Annotated in this window: 22 protein-coding genes and 1 tRNA gene; 15 read left to right on the top strand and 8 right to left on the bottom strand. The window is 62.5% G+C overall.

Annotated features, from left to right (window positions below; all coding sequences use genetic code 11):
• Window positions 1-203: 203 nt before the first annotated feature.
• From AC0L3J_RS19840 to AC0L3J_RS19850, 3 genes are all read left to right on the top strand, one after another.
• Window positions 204-277: transfer RNA gene (locus AC0L3J_RS19840), tRNA-Gly, on the top strand.
• Between the two features lie 617 nt (window positions 278-894).
• Window positions 895-1,530, top strand: a complete 636-nt coding sequence (locus tag AC0L3J_RS19845; RefSeq protein WP_473348114.1) for a hypothetical protein — start codon at window positions 895-897, stop codon at window positions 1,528-1,530.
• A gap of 123 nt (window positions 1,531-1,653) precedes the next feature.
• Complete coding sequence (locus AC0L3J_RS19850; RefSeq protein WP_473348115.1) at window positions 1,654-1,869, top strand: DUF2934 domain-containing protein; 216 nt, start codon at window positions 1,654-1,656, stop codon at window positions 1,867-1,869.
• Between the two features lie 591 nt (window positions 1,870-2,460).
• Here AC0L3J_RS19850 and AC0L3J_RS19855 read toward each other — a convergent pair.
• The 5 genes from AC0L3J_RS19855 to AC0L3J_RS19875 all read right to left on the bottom strand — a co-directional run bounded on the left by AC0L3J_RS19855 (window position 2,461) and on the right by AC0L3J_RS19875 (window position 4,996).
• Window positions 2,461-2,793, bottom strand: coding sequence for a hypothetical protein (locus AC0L3J_RS19855; RefSeq protein WP_473348116.1), 333 nt, complete (start codon window positions 2,791-2,793; stop codon window positions 2,461-2,463).
• 64 nt (window positions 2,794-2,857) lie between these two features.
• A complete protein-coding gene (locus AC0L3J_RS19860) occupies window positions 2,858-3,121 on the bottom strand; it encodes a GlsB/YeaQ/YmgE family stress response membrane protein (protein WP_018459399.1) in 264 nt (87 codons plus the stop codon).
• Window positions 3,122-3,146: 25 nt separating this feature from the next.
• Window positions 3,147-3,602: a YidB family protein gene (locus AC0L3J_RS19865; protein ID WP_473348117.1), complete on the bottom strand. Its 456-nt coding sequence runs from the start codon at window positions 3,600-3,602 to the stop codon at window positions 3,147-3,149.
• A gap of 228 nt (window positions 3,603-3,830) precedes the next feature.
• Window positions 3,831-4,037, bottom strand: a complete 207-nt coding sequence (locus AC0L3J_RS19870) for a hypothetical protein (RefSeq protein ID WP_473348118.1) — start codon at window positions 4,035-4,037, stop codon at window positions 3,831-3,833.
• A gap of 95 nt (window positions 4,038-4,132) precedes the next feature.
• The gene (locus AC0L3J_RS19875) at window positions 4,133-4,996 is read right to left on the bottom strand and encodes a formate/nitrite transporter family protein (protein WP_473348119.1); all 864 of its coding nucleotides are present in this window, start codon (window positions 4,994-4,996) and stop codon (window positions 4,133-4,135) included.
• A gap of 209 nt (window positions 4,997-5,205) precedes the next feature.
• Here AC0L3J_RS19875 and AC0L3J_RS19880 point away from each other — a divergent pair, with 209 nt between their 5' ends.
• Genes AC0L3J_RS19880 through AC0L3J_RS19895 form a run of 4 tightly spaced genes read left to right on the top strand, consistent with a single transcriptional unit; the run spans window position 5,206 to window position 7,418 of the window.
• Window positions 5,206-5,658, top strand: a complete 453-nt coding sequence (locus AC0L3J_RS19880) for a DUF2231 domain-containing protein (protein ID WP_473348120.1) — start codon at window positions 5,206-5,208, stop codon at window positions 5,656-5,658.
• Window positions 5,655-6,989 (top strand): PQQ-dependent sugar dehydrogenase, encoded by a 1,335-nt coding sequence (locus tag AC0L3J_RS19885; protein WP_473348121.1) that lies wholly within the window; start codon window positions 5,655-5,657, stop codon window positions 6,987-6,989. The genes AC0L3J_RS19880 and AC0L3J_RS19885 overlap by 4 nt, the downstream gene beginning before the upstream one ends.
• A gap of 18 nt (window positions 6,990-7,007) precedes the next feature.
• Window positions 7,008-7,211 (top strand): hypothetical protein, encoded by a 204-nt coding sequence (locus AC0L3J_RS19890; RefSeq protein WP_007611681.1) that lies wholly within the window; start codon window positions 7,008-7,010, stop codon window positions 7,209-7,211.
• 36 nt (window positions 7,212-7,247) lie between these two features.
• Window positions 7,248-7,418, top strand: coding sequence for a hypothetical protein (locus tag AC0L3J_RS19895; protein ID WP_473348122.1), 171 nt, complete (start codon window positions 7,248-7,250; stop codon window positions 7,416-7,418).
• A gap of 55 nt (window positions 7,419-7,473) precedes the next feature.
• Here AC0L3J_RS19895 and AC0L3J_RS19900 read toward each other — a convergent pair whose 3' ends face one another.
• Both AC0L3J_RS19900 and AC0L3J_RS19905 read right to left on the bottom strand, forming a co-directional pair.
• A complete protein-coding gene (locus tag AC0L3J_RS19900) occupies window positions 7,474-7,857 on the bottom strand; it encodes a type II toxin-antitoxin system VapC family toxin (protein ID WP_456769397.1) in 384 nt (127 codons plus the stop codon).
• Window positions 7,854-8,111 (bottom strand): type II toxin-antitoxin system Phd/YefM family antitoxin, encoded by a 258-nt coding sequence (locus AC0L3J_RS19905; RefSeq protein WP_007611675.1) that lies wholly within the window; start codon window positions 8,109-8,111, stop codon window positions 7,854-7,856. Before AC0L3J_RS19905 ends, AC0L3J_RS19900 begins: the two co-directional genes overlap by 4 nt.
• A 348-nt stretch (window positions 8,112-8,459) precedes the next feature.
• Between AC0L3J_RS19905 and AC0L3J_RS19910 the strand changes: the two genes are divergently transcribed.
• The 7 genes from AC0L3J_RS19910 to AC0L3J_RS19940 all read left to right on the top strand — a co-directional run bounded on the left by AC0L3J_RS19910 (window position 8,460) and on the right by AC0L3J_RS19940 (window position 15,447).
• Window positions 8,460-9,851 (top strand): MFS transporter, encoded by a 1,392-nt coding sequence (locus AC0L3J_RS19910; RefSeq protein ID WP_473348123.1) that lies wholly within the window; start codon window positions 8,460-8,462, stop codon window positions 9,849-9,851.
• Between the two features lie 125 nt (window positions 9,852-9,976).
• The gene (locus AC0L3J_RS19915) at window positions 9,977-10,825 is read left to right on the top strand and encodes a 3-oxoadipate:acetyl-CoA acetyltransferase (RefSeq protein ID WP_473348124.1); all 849 of its coding nucleotides are present in this window, start codon (window positions 9,977-9,979) and stop codon (window positions 10,823-10,825) included.
• 114 nt (window positions 10,826-10,939) lie between these two features.
• Window positions 10,940-12,145 (top strand): MFS transporter, encoded by a 1,206-nt coding sequence (locus AC0L3J_RS19920; RefSeq protein WP_473348125.1) that lies wholly within the window; start codon window positions 10,940-10,942, stop codon window positions 12,143-12,145.
• Window positions 12,146-12,315: 170 nt separating this feature from the next.
• Window positions 12,316-13,545 carry a CaiB/BaiF CoA transferase family protein gene (locus AC0L3J_RS19925; RefSeq protein ID WP_027518626.1) on the top strand — a complete coding sequence of 410 codons (1,230 nt, stop codon included), beginning with the start codon at window positions 12,316-12,318 and terminating at the stop codon, window positions 13,543-13,545.
• A gap of 202 nt (window positions 13,546-13,747) precedes the next feature.
• On the top strand, window positions 13,748-14,626 hold the full coding sequence (locus AC0L3J_RS19930) for a beta-keto acid cleavage family enzyme (protein WP_473348126.1): 879 nt from the start codon (window positions 13,748-13,750) through the stop codon (window positions 14,624-14,626).
• Window positions 14,627-14,729: 103 nt separating this feature from the next.
• On the top strand, window positions 14,730-14,945 hold the full coding sequence (locus AC0L3J_RS19935) for a hypothetical protein (RefSeq protein ID WP_007602925.1): 216 nt from the start codon (window positions 14,730-14,732) through the stop codon (window positions 14,943-14,945).
• A 109-nt stretch (window positions 14,946-15,054) separates the two neighbouring features.
• Entirely contained in the window at window positions 15,055-15,447 is a 393-nt protein-coding gene (locus AC0L3J_RS19940) for a RidA family protein (protein WP_473348127.1), read from the top strand.
• A gap of 197 nt (window positions 15,448-15,644) precedes the next feature.
• On the opposite strand, the gene AC0L3J_RS19945 is transcribed toward AC0L3J_RS19940, so the two are convergent.
• Window positions 15,645-16,307, bottom strand: coding sequence for a TetR/AcrR family transcriptional regulator (locus tag AC0L3J_RS19945; RefSeq protein ID WP_473348128.1), 663 nt, complete (start codon window positions 16,305-16,307; stop codon window positions 15,645-15,647).
• A gap of 215 nt (window positions 16,308-16,522) precedes the next feature.
• Between AC0L3J_RS19945 and AC0L3J_RS19950 the strand changes: the two genes are divergently transcribed.
• A complete protein-coding gene (locus AC0L3J_RS19950; protein ID WP_018460217.1) occupies window positions 16,523-17,758 on the top strand; it encodes an acyl-CoA dehydrogenase family protein in 1,236 nt (411 codons plus the stop codon).
• Window positions 17,759-17,849: the final 91 nt, after the last annotated feature.

The raw sequence follows: 17,849 nt of genomic DNA on the forward strand, positions 1-17,849 counted from the left end.
CGCTTGGTAAGAGACACTGGATCACCTCCTTTCGTTGGTTGCGGAAGACATCAATATAGGCGGCAATTCCGGTGTTGTTAAGGGGAGGCGGGTCGGGAGGAACCAGCGGCTGTTCGCAAGGCCGGGAAGAAGCTGAAAGCCGTCGATTGGGCAGTTGATGGGCAGTTGAGACCGCCGCCCGGCCGTGTTAGGGAGCCCCTGTCGCGGGTGTAGCTCAATGGTAGAGCAGCAGCCTTCCAAGCTGAATACGAGGGTTCGATTCCCTTCACCCGCTCCAATAAAAGTCCTTGCGAGACAAGGGTTTTCTTACTTTTTGAACTCAGTTTTCGACCGATTGCGTGTGTCACGGCCTTGCCGGAGCCGGCCGGAAATTGCGTAAACTTTTCAAGCGTTGCCAACCGTTCCGGCGTCCCTTGTTATGCGCTCCTATTTACTCCGTGTGAGACGGCAGGCACATGATCGTTCCAGATTCGTTCGCCGTTGCCGAATGGCCGTAGATGGCAGTTGATCGCAGATCCTTGTTAGGGCTTCTGCCCGCATTACTCGGCGCCGGCATCCCCTTTATGATGCAGGTTGGCCCAGACGACGCGGTTTCGAATCTATGCAAGTGGCCGAAAAAAATTGTCCCGGCCGTTTCCTGCTCGTCGTCAATCTCGCCCCAAGAGATGTATGCCGGAGCGGCTCTGCGTCTTGGCCAATTGACGGTCTACACCACCTTCGAATTGAATTCCGCGTCACGTTTTGCCAGCTCTCGCTGCATCAGTGCGATGGTCTTGTTGTCGGCATTGCCTTGAATCACTATCAGCGTGTTGAGCGAGCATTACTCGAAACGATGGACGCGATCGCGAAGGGGTTGTTTACGTGAGACTGTGGAAAGTCGCAGCAGAGGTTTAGATGAGCATTGAGGACGACGATCGCGAGCCGCCGCTCAGAAACATGGATCGTGCGGAAGCAGTTCGGCATCTGATACATACCGCAGTTAGAATGGTTGCGATGGCAGAAGATCCCTTCGCAACGCACGTTTTGATACAATCGGCGGACAAAATTCTGACTGACGTGGCCAAGAAAAGTGGACGCGCATTGGCATTCGACTTTGAGGAATTTATCAAGCCTGAGTATCGCAAGCAGTGGTTTGGTATCCATCGAGAGACTTACAATTTCCTCAAGCATGCTGATCGCGATCCTTCTGGCGAACTTGGGGTGCGTAAGATCGCTGAAACTAACGCTGCCGAGCTTATAATGGTGGTTGAAAATTACGCTGCGGTGTTTGGAGCCGTCACTGAACATATGAGCGTGGTTCGCCTCTTCGCTCGGCTTTGGAAACCGAATTGGTTCCACGTCAGTGAAGATGCTAAGGTCGAGGAACTGCGAGCCATGTTGCGGAACTTCAAAGGGCAGACGCCATATCAATTCTTCCGCACCATTGTGGAAACCCGGATCAACTCACCCGGCTTATTGCGAGAAAAACAGGCCGACATCGCCGATGCGTTCGCGTTCTATTCGGAAGCCATGACTGGTCCGGACCACTGACCGGCACACGAATGGCACATGTATTTCGCGGTGCACTGATTTCATTTGCGAATCTATCCTAAATCGTAAGCCTTCCAAGCTGAATACGAGGGTTCGATCCCTTCACCCGCTCCAACGATTTCAATGTCCGGCCCGAAGACATGGGTGCTGTGGGTTGAAAACGGCTGTGAGCACGGTAAGGCCGAGATGCATTGGCTAAATGCTCAGCGCGATGTCCTTGCAGCTGCGCTCGGAGGTGTGGCTCGTGTGCCGAATACCGCGAGCGGTGAGTTGAAGGCCAAGGCGAGCGCTCCCCGGAAAAAGCGGCGAGCTGCCTGGCCCAACGCCTCTTGGCCGTAGCGTCCGGCGCCGAGCGAAGGAAACCACGCGCTCAATTGGTTCGGTCGCCGGACCTTGCCTTCTTGGGTGAAGCAACACCTCGCTCCCGGCGGGACTTCGCAGGAGCTTCAGGTTCGATCCCATTCTGCTGGTCGAACTTCCTGATCCACGATTGAATGTAGCCCGGATCGTCCGGACAAAGCTGCTCAAGTAAACGAAGGTTCTGCGCTCTGAATTCCACTAGGGTTTTCGGCAATTGTGCCTCCTCAAAACCCTGCCCATATCTAGGCTGCTGCATCGGGAAAAAGTGGTCAAGCCAAAAGGGCGCTTGAAAAGATCGGTGCGTTGATGCAGCGCCGACAGCAAAAACCCCGCCTGGGGGAAGCGGGGCTTTCTGGTGAAGCTTAGGGACGCTTCAACTGTATCACGCGCGATCGCGGAAAAAGTTCAAAGCTAGAAAGCGAACCACGCCAACACCGCAACGATCGGGATAGTTGCCACGCCGAAAAGCACCAAGGGTGCAGGTTCATTGCCGGTCCTGTCGCTCAATGCTGATCTCCTCAAAAAGTCTCAGGTTAGTGGCGTGCCAGGGGGCTTTTAGGGGCTCAAACGTCACGTTTTCGGACTTGGCTGCGGCGCAGGTATGGCTTGCGGAGAAGGTGCCGGATTGCTCAATTGCTGAGGCGCTGCGGCTTCGCCGCCTGCGTGAGGAACGCACGTACCGATGTTGCTGAGCAGCCGTTTGGCCTGGAGCTCGCGCACCTTTGAGTATTCGCGTCGTCGCTCGATATTGGCCGCGGCCCATCGGTCCCAAGCCTCGAAAGCGTCCGTATAGTGCTTTCGCATCTGCTCCTCGGCGGCAAGGCAATCGGCAAACTTGTCGAAAACCAGGTCGGTGTTGACCGGGGTCATGCCTCCTACCAGGACAACGAGCATCCATTTCATCTTGCCGATCGCCTTTCGCGCCGGGCGAATTCTCCGCTAACGCGCGGAATTCCGTCCACTGTGGTTAGATGGCCCGACGGCTGCGACCGGCTACAAAACCGTAGACAAAAAGCACGATGATGGCGCCTACCACTGCCCCCACGAGTCCTGCGCCTTCTCCTGGCCGGTACCAGCCGAGGGATTGGCCCAGATAGGTCGCAACGAACGCGCCTACTATTCCCAGGATCGTGGTCAGGATGAAACCCGAGGGCTCGTTGTCGCCGGGCATGATGAACTTCGCGATGACGCCTGCGATGAAACCGATGATGATCGTCCAGATGATGCTCATATCTTTTCTCGAGTCGTGAGGAGTGTTATCCGGATTGCGCCGGAAGGCGTCCGTCCGGCGTGTATTTGTCCACCGCTGCCGGGAGCTCGCGCGACAATCGGTTCAGGATCTCCTGCTGAGACAGGCCGGTCTGCTGCTCCAGTTTTTGAAGAACGTCCGGACCGATCGCCTGTTGGAGTTCGGGCGGGGTGACTTCGCGGTTTGGCCCCTGATTGATCCAGGATTGAGCCGCATCGCCTTGCCCGTTCTGCCTGAAGTGTTCGAGCAACTCGCCGATCCCGCGGTTCAGCAGCGAACCGACACCGCCGCCTCCCACAAGGCCGCCAAGATTGCCGAGCATGCCGCTCAGGGAATCCTTGGTACCCGACGGCTGACCGGAGGTAGCATTGCGAAACATGTCGGCGAGCTTGTCCCGATTTTGATAGCCGGCGATTGCGAGCATACCCAAGAGGGCGGTCATCGATGGCATTCCGCGGCTCATTTCGGGCTCCTGAGTTCGATGATGGGCAATCCTGTGCAAGAAATGGCGCCCCGCCTTGTGCTGGCCGCCGCATCACTCATCGCCCACAACATACGCGGGGCTGGGAAGTTCCACGTTTCCCCAGAACCACGTTTCCTCAGAACGATGGGCTGTCAGTCATTGCCAGTCCCGAACGAATTGAATGCGTCTCGCTTGACCGACTTGGCGTTTCGGGTCGGCAGAGCGACTCTATTCCTGTTCGCTATCCTTCTCCTCGCGCTGCTTCCGGGCACGATCGACTGCGCCGCCCTGGGGCTGCCCGCTGACCTTCACGCCGGGGAGATGATCGACCTTATTGTTGGCGGCATCTTCGGCACGCTGCAATTCACGATCGATGATGTCGCGTGATCCTTCTGCCGGTTCCTTGTCGAACGGGCTCTTGATGTTGGTGCTCATGACTGATCCTGCTCGTCGCCGCGCGTTGATTTGCTGAGGCAAGCTCGGCTCGCGCCCATCGTTCCTGTCGAGGCGGCAGCTTTTGTGCAGCCTCTTTATTCCCTGTGGTCGTCGATTTCGGGGGCGACCTGTCCGTAGTTCAGCAGGGCCACCAGTGTCGTTCCGCCAAGAATATTGCCGAGGAGTGTCGGTACGAAGAAGTCCGAGGCATATTGTGAGAGCGACGCCAGGCCGCTCTGGACCAGGAAGGCGCACTCGACCGAGCCCGCGATGATGTGCGCGAACTGGCCGAGCGCGACCACATAGGTCATCACGACGATGATGTGTGCGCGCGATCCCTTGGTCGCCGGAAGAAGCCACGCCATCAAGGCGATCAACCAGCCGGCAAAGATCGCCCGGACAAGGGTCGTCGTGAACGTGCCCTCGATGGTGTGGCGGCTGAGATCCACGAAGGCGTCCACGATGCGTGGTTCGAAGATGCTGGTGTGCGCGAGCACAGATCCGACCGCCCAGGTTCCCGCGATGTTGGAGGCGAGCACCAGGCCCCACAGCTTGATCACGCTCCACAGCGTGGCGAGATCCCTGTTGTGCAACAGCGGCAGGATCGGTGTCAGTGTGTTCTCGGTGAAGAGCTGCTGCCGTCCCAGCACCACGACCAGGAAGCCGACCGTGTAGCCGAGCGGAGCCACCAGGCGCCGGGTGGCCTCGTCGGAGATCAGCGCGTGAAACTCGCCCTGGACGATCAGGGACAATCCCATCGAAAGACCGGCGGCGAGGCCGGACAGCACGATAGCCCACCATCGCCGCTCCAGTTCCTGCTCACCCTCGGCGCGGATCGTCTCGTGGATGAGCGCGGCGTTCGGCCGGCTTTGGGATTCGATCTGCTCGGTCTGGCGCCGCGAAACGCCGTCGAGCTTCGAGGCTGGATTGAAGGAGGCGCCGTCGCCAGGCTGGTCCACTCCGCAGTCTCCTGAAGGGCAGGTTCATCTCAATGCCCGGGTCAAGGCCCGCACCGGCAAGGGGTTCCTCGTGAGCGCTTGGACGCCGCAGCGCTGTTGAGGCACGGCGGCGCTGAGGCCGACGATCAGGAACCTTCGCTGGAAGCGGGTGTTTTCCAACGGGGAGGGGTGGCGATCTGACAAGAGGCCAACCGTGCAAGATGCCAACCGTGCAAGATAACGTGCGCGTGCGCGCGACCGCACAAATCGCGGGCCATCCGATTCATCCGATGCTGGTGCCGATCCCGATCGCTTGCTTCATTGGAGCGCTGCTGACCGACATCGCCTATGTCGTCAGTGCCGAGATCATGTGGGCGGATTTTTCCGCCTGGCTTCTGGTCGTCGGCGTGATCTTCGGCGTGCTGGCCGCCATCGCCGGCCTGACCGATTTCCTCGGCAACCGCCTGGTGCGGGCGCAGTCGCCGGCTTGGCCGCATCTGATCGGCAATGCGCTGGCGCTGGTCCTGGCGATCGTCAATGCGTTGATTCACACGCGCGATGCCTGGACCTCCGTGTGGCCGACCGGGCTCCTTCTTTCAGCCATCACCGTATTGATCCTGCCGGTCACCGGCTGGCTCGGCTGGGCCATGGTGTATCGCCACGGCGTAGGAGTTGCGCGATGAACTCCGCAATCGCTCGGGTGCTGTTGTGCGCTTCGCTGCTGTGTCTGGCCGGATGCAATGACGGCAGTGGCGATCCGAAGGCGCAAACCGGCGCCAACCCGACGCTTCCCGACATCCAGCAATATCTGCTGCCGCCGATGCACATCGCCCGCATCGTCGGCTGGAAAAAGGACGAGACGCCGGCCGTTGCGCAGGGCTTGCAGGCCAAGGCCTTTGCGACCGGCTTGCAGCATCCCCGATTCCTCTACGTGCTGCCCAACGGCGACGTGCTGGTGGTGGAATCCAAGGCGCCGAAGGGCGCTCCAATCAAGCGGCCCAAGGAAATCGTGATGGGGTACATCGAATCCTGGGCGACATCAGGCGGCGACACCGGCGAGAGCAACCGCATCACGCTGCTGCGCGACAGCAACGGCGACGGCGTCCCGGACACGCAAAGCGTCTTCCTCGACCATCTCAACTCGCCGTTCGGCGTCGCGCTGGTCGGCAACGATCTCTATGTCGCCAACACCGATGCGATCGTCAAATATCCCTATACCGAAGGCGATACCAAGATCACCGCGCCGGGCACGGTGCTGACGCCGCTGCCGGGCGGGCCGATCGACCATCACTGGACCAAGAGCCTGGTCGCAAGCCCCGACGGCTCGAAGCTCTATGCAGGCGTCGGCTCCAACAGCAACATCACCGAGAACGGCATGGAGGCCGAGCACAATCGCGCCGCCATCCTCGAGATCGACCGTGCCAGCGGCCGCTGGCGCATCTTCGCAAGCGGCTTGCGCAATCCCAACGGTCTCAGTTTCGAGCCGCAGACCGGCGCGCTGTGGACGGTGGTGAACGAGCGCGACGAACTCGGCCCCGATCTCGTGCCCGACTACATGACATCAGTGAAGGACGGCGGCTTCTATGGCTGGCCCTACAGCTATTACGGCCAGCATGTCGATCCTCGCGTCAAGCCGCAGCGGCCCGACCTCGTCGCCAAGGCGATCGTGCCTGACTACGCGCTGAGCTCGCATGTCGCGCCGCTCGGAATGGCCTTCAACACCAGCGCGAGTTTGCCGGCGGCCTATCGCAGCGGCGCGTTCGTCGGCGAGCACGGCAGTTGGAACAGGCAGGTCTTGAACGGCTACAAGGTGGTGTTCGTGCCGTTCACGGACGGCAAGCCCAGCGGCCCGCCGCAGGATGTCGTCACTGGCTTCCTCAACAGCGACAATCACGCGCGCGGGCGGCCCGTCGGCGTCGCCATCGACAAGACCGGCGCGCTGCTGGTCGCCGATGACAGCGGCAACACGGTGTGGCGCGTGACGGCGGCGCACCCGCAGCTCACGCAGCGATAGATCTCGAGGAGTTACACCATGGGCCTTGCTCAATACACGATCGTGCCGGTGCAGGACGAATGGGGCGTGCTGCACGACGGCGACGTCAAGAACCGATACTCCACCAAGGAAGCGGCCTTCGAGTCGGCGGTTGCCGCAGCATCACTGGCGCTTCGCGAGGGACACGAAGTCCATGTCAGCGTGCCCGGCCGCGAAGCCGGCGAGAACGCCCTGGGAATTTGACGGGACACTCCGAGCAGAACACTTCAGGAGGCTGCGATGACCAAGCCCCGTGAGCCGAACGGCGTTGAACCCTCCCGCTCCGAAGATGACATTCAGCGCGACCAGCTCGGGCCGCGCGGCGTGCCGAACGCGCCGGATCCAGCCAGGATGACACCTCAACGCGACAAGAAAACGCCGAAGCACGTCGATTCCGGCCATACAGCCTGACGGCTGCCCCGCGACTTTTCTGTTCGGCCGTCAAGTCGCCGCACCGGCGGTCGACTTACGCCGCTGCAACGATATCCGTCTTGGCAAAGTCGTCGCCGACGTAAAGAAGTGCGCAGCCATGCTCCTTGGCGACATCGTAGGCGAAGCAGTCACCAAAGTTGAGACCGGCGGGACGAATGCCTTTGCCCCAACGCGAGTAGATCTGCGCCACGCGTTCGGCCGAAGCTTGGGTCACCGAGATCACGTTCAAACCGAGATCGCTAATCAGCTTGTTCATCTCTTCGTCGACGCCCCGCCGTGCCGCGACGATCAGGCTTTCTGCAACGGAGGCCGCCGAGATCAGGATTTCGTCGGCGGTCTCCAGCGCGGTGATGCAAGCATCGGCTTGCGGTTCGTCGAGCACGATCGCCATCAGCGCGGAAGTGTCGACTGCGATCATTCCGGCAGTCCGTCATCGCCGAAAAGAAAGTCCTGACTGCGCGCAGCGGTCGGTCCGGGGATAGCTTTGGCCCCGCCAGTCCTTCGCGCCGCCTCGAGCACGGTCCGGCGGGCGGCGCGGTCCGGCGCAAGCTTGACCGGGACGAGCCGCACCGCGGGATGTCCATGCCGCGTCAGGATCACCTCGTCGCCGGCCTCTGCGCGGCGGACAAGATCGGTCAATTGTCCTTTTGCGTCGGTAACGGAGACCCGCATCTCATTGTCCTTCCTCAATTTTCATAAAGTGGACCATGCAATGGTCCAATGTCAACCGCCTCCCACCCCACCATCGCCGGACGCGATCTCGCGGCCGATCTCGGCATGAACCTGCCGGCGGTGTTCGCCGGGACGTGGGCTCTCGCACAAATAACATCGTGTTAGGTTTGTCGAATAACTGGGTAATTGTGTTAGCCGGGCGATAGCCTATCGTCGCCACCAAGCAGACACCCATCGGCAGTGACAAGCGCTCGCGAAACTCCGCAGAGCGGCCGGAGAGTGCTGCCCAATTTTGAGCGAAGCCCGTCAACGGGACGTCAGTAAAAAACCCAAGGGAGGAATCTTGAGATGACCGCGATCAATCAGATGAGTCAGTCCAGGAAAGCCGCTGCCAGCGGCTGGATCGGGTCGGCTCTCGAATATTATGACTTCTTCATCTACGCGACCGCCGCGTCACTGATCTTCCCGCAAATCTTCTTCCCGTCGGAGAATCCCACCGTCGCAATCGTCGCCTCGCTGGCGACCTATGGCGTCGGGTATGTAGCCCGGCCGATTGGCGCGTTCGTCCTCGGGCACTGGGGCGACACCCACGGCCGCAAGACGGTTCTCATCATCTGCATGTTCCTGATGGGCATCTCGACGATGGCCGTGGGTATCCTGCCGACCTACCAGCAGGTCGGCATCCTGGCGCCAATTCTGCTCGTCATTCTGCGCCTCGTGCAGGGATTTGCCGTTGCCGGCGAAATCTCAGGCGCAAGCTCGATGATCTTGGAGCACGCGCCGTTCGGTCGGCGGGGCTTCTATGCCAGCTTCGCCCTTCAGGGCGTGCAGGCCGGACAGATCCTCGCCGCAGCAATCTTCCTGCCCTTGGCGGCCTATATGCCGACCGAGGCCTTCAACAGCTGGGGCTGGCGGATTCCCTTCCTGCTCAGCTTCTTCGTCATCGTCGCGGGCTACATCATCCGTCGCGAAGTCGACGAGACCCCTGCCTTTGCCCGCGAGGGCGAACGGGGAGAAACGCCGCGCGCGCCCATCGTCCAGGCCATCAAGCTGAGCTGGCGCGACATGCTCAGGGTCATCTGCATGGCGCTGATGAATGTCATTCCTGTCGTTGCGACCATCTTCGGCGCGGCCTATGCGGTGCAGCCGGCCTACGGGATTGGTTTTGCCAAGGACGTCTATCTCTGGATCCCCGTGCTCGGAAACATGCTGGCGGTGTTCGTCATTCCCTTCGTCGGCAATCTCTCCGACAAGGTCGGCCGCAAGCCTCCGATCGTCGTAGGCGCGCTTCTCTCCGGCTTGCTCGCCTTTTGCTATCTCTATGCCATCAGCATCAGGAATGTGCCGCTGGCAATATTGGTGTCGCTGCTGATGTGGGGCGTCGTCTATCAGGGCTACAACGCGATCTTCCCGAGCTTTTACCCGGAGCTGTTTCCGACCCGCACCCGCGTCTCGGCGATGGCGATATCGCAGAACATCGGAACCACCATCACCGCATTGCTTCCCGCCCTGTTTGCGACCGTCGCGCCTCCCGGCTCGACCAACATTCCCTTGACGGTGGGGGCGATTGCTTTCGGCATCACTGTCATCGCCGCGTTGGCGGCCCTGACCGCGCGGGAAACCTATCGGATCAGGATCGACGATCTCGGCAATCCCAATGCCGTTCCGATGCCGCGGGCAGATTATGACCGCCAGCGTGCCGGCGATGCAGTGAGCGGGGCTGCCACGGTTCGGACCTGACGGTATGGTAGAGGCAACTGCCGCCGCGATCGATGATGTTCGCGGCGGCAGGGCCTCACTGCAGAGTCAGGCTGCCGATTCGAGTTTGGTGCGCGTGAGCGCAATCAATATGAGGTTGTTGCAAGATGAACCCCGTCGTCGTCGCTGTCGCCATCACCGGCTCCGTTCCGCGCAAGAAGGACAATCCCGCGGTCCCGATCCTGCCGTCCGAACAGATCGAGTCGACGCACCAGGCCTTCGAAGCCGGTGCCACGCTCGCCCACATCCATGTTCGAAACGACGACGAGACGCCGTCCTCCGATCCCGAGCGTTTCGCCCTGGTGCAGGCGGGGATCAAGAAGCACTGTCCTGACATGATCGTTCAGTTCTCGACCGGCGGGCGGGGCCGCGATCCCTCGGCGCGCGGATCGTCGCTCTATCTGAAGCCGGACATGGCCTCGCTGTCCACGGGATCGGTGAACTTTCCGACCATCGTCTACGAGAACAGCGCCGCCCTGGTCGAGACCCTCGCCACCGGGATGAAGGCGAATGGCATCCGGCCGGAAATCGAGATCTTCGATCTGTCGCATCTGCACGGGGCCCGCCGCTTGATCGAGGCTGGGCTGATCGACGCGCGTCCGCACGTGCAGTTCGTCATGGGCGTCAAGAACGCCATGCCCGCGGACGAGCATGTCCTCGACATTCTGCTGGGCGAACTCAGGCGGCTGATCCCGAAGGCGACGTGGACGGCCGCCGGGATCGGACGCCACCAGGCCGAGGTCATGGGCTGGGCGCTCGCGCGGGGCGCCGATGCGGTCCGCACCGGACTCGAGGACAATATCAGGATCGACAAGGCGCGCCTCGCGGCCAGCAACGCCGAGCTCGTGACCATCGCCGGTGAGGCTGTCGCGCGCCACGGCCGGCGCGTGGCGACTGCGGCCGAGGCGCGATCCCTGCTCGGGATCGCGGGGCAGGGAGCTCCTGCCGCCTCCTGACATGCTCCCGGCCGCCTGCTGCCATTCGACAGCCGGCGTTTCCGTGCGCCGAGTCTCCGGGTAAGACTGCCGTCACAGGCGTGATCTGCGCCTGGCGGGCAGGCGACGGTTGGAATGCGGTTTCTGAAATCTGACAGCAGGCTCATCGGGGTCCTGCTGGTGCTCGCGGTCTCCCAGCTTGTCGGGTGGGGTACGATAGGTCTTCCCGCCATCGTCGGACGCGATCTCGCGGCCGATCTCGGCATGAGCTTGCCGGCGGTGTTCGCCGGGACGTCCGTGCTCTATGTGTCGATGGGGCTGTGCGCGCCCTGGCTCGCCAAGTCTTTTGCGCGGCACGGCGCACGAAAGGTGATGATCTCAGGCACGGTCCTCACCGTGCCGGGCTTCATCCTGCTGTCCCTCGCGCGCGAGCCGCTGCTGTATTTCGCCGCCTGGATCGTCCTCGGCATCGCCGGCAGCGCCACGCTGTCGACCGGCGCCTATATCATGCTGAACGAGGTCGCCGGGCGGCAGGCCAAGAACGCGATCGGCGCGCTGATGCTGGTGACGGGCCTGTCGAGCAGCATCTTCTGGCCGACGACGTCGTTCCTCAGCGGTCTGCTCGGCTGGCGCGGGACGTGCCTCGTCTATGCGGCGATGATGATCGTCATCAATCTTCCGCTCTATGCATTCTTTGCACCGCGCCGGAAAATTGTCGGTGATCGTGGCGGTGAGCCGGTAAAGTCTTCGCCGCCGCCCGCGATTCCCAGGAGCACCTTCAGCCTCGTCGTCGCCGCGATCACGCTCAATGCCTTCGTCAATTTCGGCATCGGCGCCATCATGATCGAGTTGCTCCGGGCGGAGGGGCTTCCCCCAGCGCAGGCGCTTGCGTTCGGCTCGATGCTGGGCGTGATCCAGGTCAGCGCGCGCGGGCTCGATTTTCTCGGCGGGGGGCGGTGGGACGGAATCACGACCGGGCTCGTCGCCGGCACGGCGCTGCCGATCGCCATGCTGCTGCTGATGACGAGCGAGGGCGCGACTTGGGCGGTTGCGGCCTTCATCCTGCTCTACGGCGCCGGCAGCGGCGCGATGGCGGTGGCGCGGGCGACGATCCCGCTCGTGTTCTACGATCAGACCGAGTTCGCCAAGGCGATGTCGATGATCGCGCTGCCGCTCAATCTCGCCTCCGCGGTTTCGCCCCCGCTCCTTGTCGGCCTGCTCACCCAGTTCGGCAGCCGCGGCGCGCTCGGTCTCACCTTCGTCTGCTCCTGCGCCACGGTGCTGATCCTGGTCCTGCTCGGCCGACGGCGGCCGCAAGTGGCTGCAGCGGCCGTGACCTGAGAATATTCGCGCTGCGGAAATTCACCGCGCGGATGACCTGCGCCGGGCGGGCGGGGGGATAGCCGTATGCCCCCAGTGCAGTGCTCGGACCGCCAAAATAGTGTATCCGCAGGGAGCGCGGCCCGCGATTTCGCCGCCGCGCCAATATCCAGTTCCCGGAGGAATTCGACATGTCGGCCCTGCCGCTCTCAGGCATCAAGATCCTTGACCTCACCCGCGTGCTTGCCGGGCCCTTGTCGGCCCAGATGCTGGGCGATTTGGGCGCGGAGGTGATCAAGATCGAGCGGCCGGGCACCGGTGACGACGCGCGCGCCTTCGGCCCGCCCTATCTGACCGACCCTGATGGCAAGGCCAACAACAACAACTCGTTTTACCTCTGTGCCAACCGCAACAAGAAGTCGGTCACGGTCAACATCGCCAAGCCCGAGGGGCAGGCGATCATCCGCGAGCTCGCCAAGGACGTCGACGTCTTCATGGAGAACTACAAGGTCGGCGATCTCAAGCGCTATGGCCTCGACTACGAGACCATCAAGGCGATCAATCCCGGCATTATCTATTGCTCGGTGACCGGCTTCGGCCAGACCGGCCCCTATGCGCCGCGCGCCGGCTATGACGCCATCCTGCAGGCGATGGGCGGCCTGATGAGCGTCACCGGCCATATCGACGGCGAGCCCGGCGAGGGCCCGATGAAGGTCGGCCCGTCGATCGTCGACTACATGACCGGCATGAACACCTCGATCGGGATTCTCTCGGCACTCTACCATCGCGACGCCAATGATGGCGTGGGACAGCATATCGACGTCTGCCTGTTCGACACCGTGATCGCATCGTTGTCGCACTGGCTGCAGATCTACCTCGTCAACGGCAAGACGCCGCCGCGCCGCGGCACCTGGGGCAATGGCGGCATGCCGGCCGGCGTGTTCCGCTGCACCGACGGCGAATTGATGCTGGTGGTCGGCAATGACGGCCAGTTCCAGCGCACCTGCGCCGTACTCGGCGCGCCCGAGCTCGCGAGCGACAAGCGGTTCGTCAAGAACAACGACCGCGTCGTGCATGGCAAGGAGATCATGGCGATCTTCGCCGGCCTGTTCCTGAAGCAGCCGGTGGCCTATTGGCTGGACAGACTGGAGGAGGCCGGCGTGCCGTCGGGCCCGATCAACAATTTCGAGCAGGTGTTTTCCGATCCCCACGTCCAGTCGCGCGGCATGCGGGTGAAGGTCGACCATCCCTTCCAGCCCGATCTCTCGCTGATCCGCAACGCGCTGACGCTCTCGGAAACCCCGATCAAGGATTACCGCGCCCCGCCGTTGCTCGGTGAGCACACCCAGGAGGTGCTCGCCGGCAAGCTCGGCTATGATGCCGGCAAGATCGAGGCGCTGAAGCAGCAGGGCATTATCTGACTTTCCTGCCCTCGCCCCTTGCGGGAGAGGGTGGCTCGCCGCATAGCGGCGAGACGGGTGAGGGGTTCTCTCCGCGCGCGCCGTTGTGAGTTGAGCGCGTGGAGAGAACCCCTCATCCGGCGCTTCGCGCCACCTTCTCCCGCAAGGGGAGAAGGAAGAGGTCCGGTGCTCGTGGCGCGTTTTACGAAAAGGGACAGCACGCATGACCGCCACCAAAACCATCATCACCTGCGCCATCACCGGCAACCTGACAAAGCCCGAGCAATCGCCGCATCTGCCGATCACACCCGAGCAGATCGCGACATCGGCGCTGGAAGCGGCCGAAGCCGGCGCCGCGATTGCCCATATCCATGTCCGCGATCCCGCAACGGGGCGGCCTTCGATGGAGATCGATCTCTATCGCGATGTGGTGGATCGCATTCGCGCCCGCAACACGTCTCTCGTCATCAACCTCACGACCGGTCCCGGCGGGCGCTTTGTGCCTTCGGTCGAAGACCCTCGCGTCGCCGCTGCAGGTACCACGCTGCTGCAACCCGAAAAGCGCGTCGAGCATATCGAGCTGCTCAAGCCCGACATCTGCACGCTCGATCTCAATACCATGAACTCGGGTGGCGAGGTCGTGATCAACACCCCGCGCAACGTCCGCATCATGGCCGAGCGGATGAAGGCGGCCGGCGTGCTGCCGGAGATCGAGCTGTTCGATTCCGGCGACTGCCATCTGGCCCGCGATCTCCTTGCCGACGGCACGCTGAAGGGACCGGGCCTGTTTTCGCTCGTGCTCGGCGTCAAATACGGCTTCTCCGCCACGCCCGAGACGATGTTCTATGCCCGCAGCCTGTTGCCGCCGGGCGCGATCTGGTCGGGCTTCGGTATCGGCCGCGCTGAATTCCCGATGGTTGCGCAAGCCTATTTGCTCGGCGGCCACGTCCGCGTCGGGATGGAGGACAATCTCTATATGTCCAAGGGCGTGCTGGCGAAGACCAATGCGGAACTGGTCACGCATGCCGCTGGCATCGTCAAGAGCCTGGGTGCGAGCGTCGCGACCGCCAACGAGGCGCGCGCGATGCTCGGGCTTGCCTGAGCCTTGCGGGCCATCCCCAGATAATCCCGGTCCGTACTCACACAGGCTTCCGCTCCGCGCGCGACTCAGATTCGATCGGTCCACTCAGTCCGGGAGGGAACGCATGTCCTACACGATCGGGTTTCAGGCCAAGAACCAGAAGGCAATTCTGGCGACCGAGGCGGCAACGGCCAATCAGGCCGTCGCGATCGTTGCCGCGTTGCGGCAAAGCGCCGACGAAATAAAGTTCATCCGCTCGCCGCAGGAAGGCGACATGGGCATCGAGATGCTGCTGCTGCTTGCCAAGGAAGAGGCCGAGGAGATGCCGCAGCACGCCTAGGCGGGTTCGGCGATCACACTTCGGTCGAAAGCGAAGCATGACGGCTGCGCTATGATGTAGCAAGCCGTCATCTCGCTTGAATCGAAGGTGGCCGCCCATGAAACCCGGAATGAAACGCGAAGCGCTCCGCGTCGAACCGATCTCGACATTCCTTGACCGCCGGCAGGCGCCGGTCTCGCCGGTCACGCGCGCCGGCAACATGATCTTCGTCGCCGGCCTGCCGCCGTTCGACCCCGAGACGGGCGAGATCGCGGATGTACCGATCGAACGGCAGAGCGAACTGATCATGGAGCAGATGAAGCTGTGCCTTCAGACGGCGGGCGCGAGCCTCGACAACGTCATGAAATGCAACGTCTATTGCACCTCGACCAAACATTTCGCCGCGTTCAACGCCGTCTATGCGCGCTATTTCCCGCACGACCCGCCGGCGCGGATCTTCGTCTGCACGCCGGAATGGTTCGGCCCCTTCGACGTCGAGATCGACTGCATCGCGATGATGTGAGCGCACTTACTGACCTCGCCCCGCTTGCGGGGAGAGGTCGGATCGCCTCGGCGATGCGAAGCATCGTCCGGTGCGATCCGGGTGAGGGGGTACAGGTCCCTCGACGATCTCATACGCGGAGAGAGGCCCCTCACCCCAACCCTCTCCCCGTAAGAACGGGGCGAGGGAGCGCACCGTCAGTGCGGCAACGAGTTGTGCTAGCGCGCCGCCACCTTTGACGGCGCCTTCGCCTCCGTCCGTCCCGCCGTCAGCGCCATCGTCGCCACGCTGACGACACGCTCGACCACGTCCTCGACATCGTCGAGATCGCATTTGCCTTCCGATAATTTCGTCAGCCGCTCGCTCTCGCGGATAGTGTGGTGCGCCATGGCGAGCGCGAAATTCAGGCCCCAGTAGATATCGACGTCGCTGCGGTCGGGCAGGGCGCGGCGCATCGCGCCGGCGAATTTCCGCAAATGGTCGATCTCGCGGTTCTTGATGCGGCGGATCGGCGGCACGGATTCGATCGAGGCGCGGATCATGAAGCGCGCCGCGCTCGAGCGCTGGTTCTCCGGGCCGAGGCAGCCGCGCAGCGTCGGGCCGACCAGGGCATGCAGGATCACTTCGATCGGCGCGCGGCCGCCGCCTTGTTCTTCCGCCGCCTTCAATTCGCGCAGACGCTCGCGGTTGGTGGCGATCGAGCGTGTCACGAACAGCTCCGCGATCAACTCGTCCTTCGAGCCGAAATGGTAGTTCACCGCCGCGAGATTGACATTGGCCTCCGCGACGATGTCGCGCAGCGTCACGTCGCCGAACCCGCGATCAGCATAGAGCCGTTCGGCGGCGGCGAGAATGGCGGTCCGGGTATGATCGCTGGCCATGGGAGCCCCTCGGGGAGGGAGTTGCAATTCAAACAGTTGTATGAAACTATCGTTTGAAGGCCGGGAAAAGTCAATCCGCAATCGGGACTCGTTCGCAAACGCGCGAACCGGTTCCGGAGCGTCCGCAAGTCGTGCATTCGCACTTGCGGGTCGCACAATGCGGGTGGACAGTCCGGCGCAAAACAAGTTCGCAAAGAGACAACGAGGAGCGTCCCATGGATTTCGATCTGTCGCCGAAGCAGAAGGAATGGCTCGACCGCGTGCAGTCCTTCATGGCCAAGCACGTGCGCCCGGCGGTGCCGGTCTATGATGAGCAGGATCGCAGCGGCGAACGCTGGAAGGTGATCCCGGTGCTCGAGGACCTCAAGAAGAAGGCGAAGGCCGAAGGCCTCTGGAACATGTTCATGCCGCCCAACGAGCATGAGGACGACGAATTCCGCGGCGCGGGACTGACCAATCTCGAATACGCGCTGCTTTCCGAGCAGATGGGCCACATCTCCTGGGCTTCGGAAGTCTTCAACTGTTCCGCGCCCGACACCGGCAACATGGAAGTGTTCATGCGCTACGGCTCCAAGGAGCAGAAGCGCAAATGGCTGCGTCCGCTGATGGACGGCGAGATCCGCTCCGCCTTCCTGATGACGGAGCCGGCGGTGGCCTCGTCCGATGCCACCAACATCGAGACCAGCATCGTGAAGGATGGCGACCATTACGTCATCAACGGCCGCAAATGGTGGTCGTCCGGCGTCGGCGATCCCCGCTGCAAGATCGCGATCCTGATGGGCAAGACCGATTTCAAGGCGGCCAAGCACCAGCAGCAGTCGCAGATCCTGGTTCCGCTCGACACCCCCGGCATCAAGGTCGAGAAGATGCTGCCCGTGTTCGGCTTCGACGACGCGCCGCATGGCCATGCCCAGGTGCTGCTCGAGAACGTGCGGGTGCCGAAGGAGAACATCCTGCTCGGCGAAGGCCGCGGCTTCGAGATCGCGCAGGGCCGCCTCGGTCCGGGCCGTATTCATCACTGCATGCGCACCATCGGCAAGGCCGAGGAGGCGCTGGAGAAGATGGTGAAGCGGCTCACCTCGCGCACGGCCTTCGGCAAGCGGATCGTCGAGCATTCGGTGTGGGAGCAGCGCATCGGCGAAGCCCGCACCAATATCGAGATGACGCGGCTGTTGTGCCTCAAGGCCGCCGACATGATGGACAAGGTCGGCAACAAGACCGCGCAGGCCGAGATCGCCATGATCAAGGTCGCAGCCCCCAACATGGCGCTGAAGATCATCGACGAGGCGATCCAGGCTTTCGGCGGTGCAGGCGTCTCGGACGAAGCCGGCCTTGCCAAGGACTACGCCCACATCCGCACGCTCCGTCTCGCCGACGGCCCGGACGAGGTGCACAACCGCGCCATTGCCAGGCTCGAGGTTCGGAAGTATGCAAACTCTTCCAGTCATTAAGCGGGAGAGCATGCTGGCGCTCCCGATTTGAAGAAACGACAGGGCATGATCCGTGATCGGATGACCGCTTGACGCAAGTGCGCTGGGGGTT

This window comes from Bradyrhizobium sp. Kon37, from assembly GCF_055807535.1.

Coding starts and splice junctions, on each gene's coding strand:
- AC0L3J_RS19940 (WP_473348127.1), top strand. CDS start 15,055: ATGAAACGCGAAGCGCTCCGCGTCGAACCGATCTCGACATTCCTTGAC.
- AC0L3J_RS19920 (WP_473348125.1), top strand. CDS start 10,940: ATGCGGTTTCTGAAATCTGACAGCAGGCTCATCGGGGTCCTGCTGGTG.
- AC0L3J_RS19945 (WP_473348128.1), bottom strand. CDS start 16,307: ATGGCCAGCGATCATACCCGGACCGCCATTCTCGCCGCCGCCGAACGG.
- AC0L3J_RS19885 (WP_473348121.1), top strand. CDS start 5,655: ATGAACTCCGCAATCGCTCGGGTGCTGTTGTGCGCTTCGCTGCTGTGT.
- AC0L3J_RS19910 (WP_473348123.1), top strand. CDS start 8,460: ATGACCGCGATCAATCAGATGAGTCAGTCCAGGAAAGCCGCTGCCAGC.
- AC0L3J_RS19895 (WP_473348122.1), top strand. CDS start 7,248: ATGACCAAGCCCCGTGAGCCGAACGGCGTTGAACCCTCCCGCTCCGAA.
- AC0L3J_RS19850 (WP_473348115.1), top strand. CDS start 1,654: ATGTCCGGCCCGAAGACATGGGTGCTGTGGGTTGAAAACGGCTGTGAG.
- AC0L3J_RS19860 (WP_018459399.1), bottom strand. CDS start 3,121: ATGAGCATCATCTGGACGATCATCATCGGTTTCATCGCAGGCGTCATC.
- AC0L3J_RS19935 (WP_007602925.1), top strand. CDS start 14,730: ATGTCCTACACGATCGGGTTTCAGGCCAAGAACCAGAAGGCAATTCTG.
- AC0L3J_RS19930 (WP_473348126.1), top strand. CDS start 13,748: ATGACCGCCACCAAAACCATCATCACCTGCGCCATCACCGGCAACCTG.
- AC0L3J_RS19870 (WP_473348118.1), bottom strand. CDS start 4,037: ATGAGCACCAACATCAAGAGCCCGTTCGACAAGGAACCGGCAGAAGGA.
- AC0L3J_RS19865 (WP_473348117.1), bottom strand. CDS start 3,602: ATGAGCCGCGGAATGCCATCGATGACCGCCCTCTTGGGTATGCTCGCA.
- AC0L3J_RS19915 (WP_473348124.1), top strand. CDS start 9,977: ATGAACCCCGTCGTCGTCGCTGTCGCCATCACCGGCTCCGTTCCGCGC.
- AC0L3J_RS19900 (WP_456769397.1), bottom strand. CDS start 7,857: ATGATCGCAGTCGACACTTCCGCGCTGATGGCGATCGTGCTCGACGAA.
- AC0L3J_RS19905 (WP_007611675.1), bottom strand. CDS start 8,111: ATGCGGGTCTCCGTTACCGACGCAAAAGGACAATTGACCGATCTTGTC.
- AC0L3J_RS19925 (WP_027518626.1), top strand. CDS start 12,316: ATGTCGGCCCTGCCGCTCTCAGGCATCAAGATCCTTGACCTCACCCGC.
- AC0L3J_RS19950 (WP_018460217.1), top strand. CDS start 16,523: ATGGATTTCGATCTGTCGCCGAAGCAGAAGGAATGGCTCGACCGCGTG.
- AC0L3J_RS19855 (WP_473348116.1), bottom strand. CDS start 2,793: ATGAAATGGATGCTCGTTGTCCTGGTAGGAGGCATGACCCCGGTCAAC.
- AC0L3J_RS19845 (WP_473348114.1), top strand. CDS start 895: ATGAGCATTGAGGACGACGATCGCGAGCCGCCGCTCAGAAACATGGAT.
- AC0L3J_RS19890 (WP_007611681.1), top strand. CDS start 7,008: ATGGGCCTTGCTCAATACACGATCGTGCCGGTGCAGGACGAATGGGGC.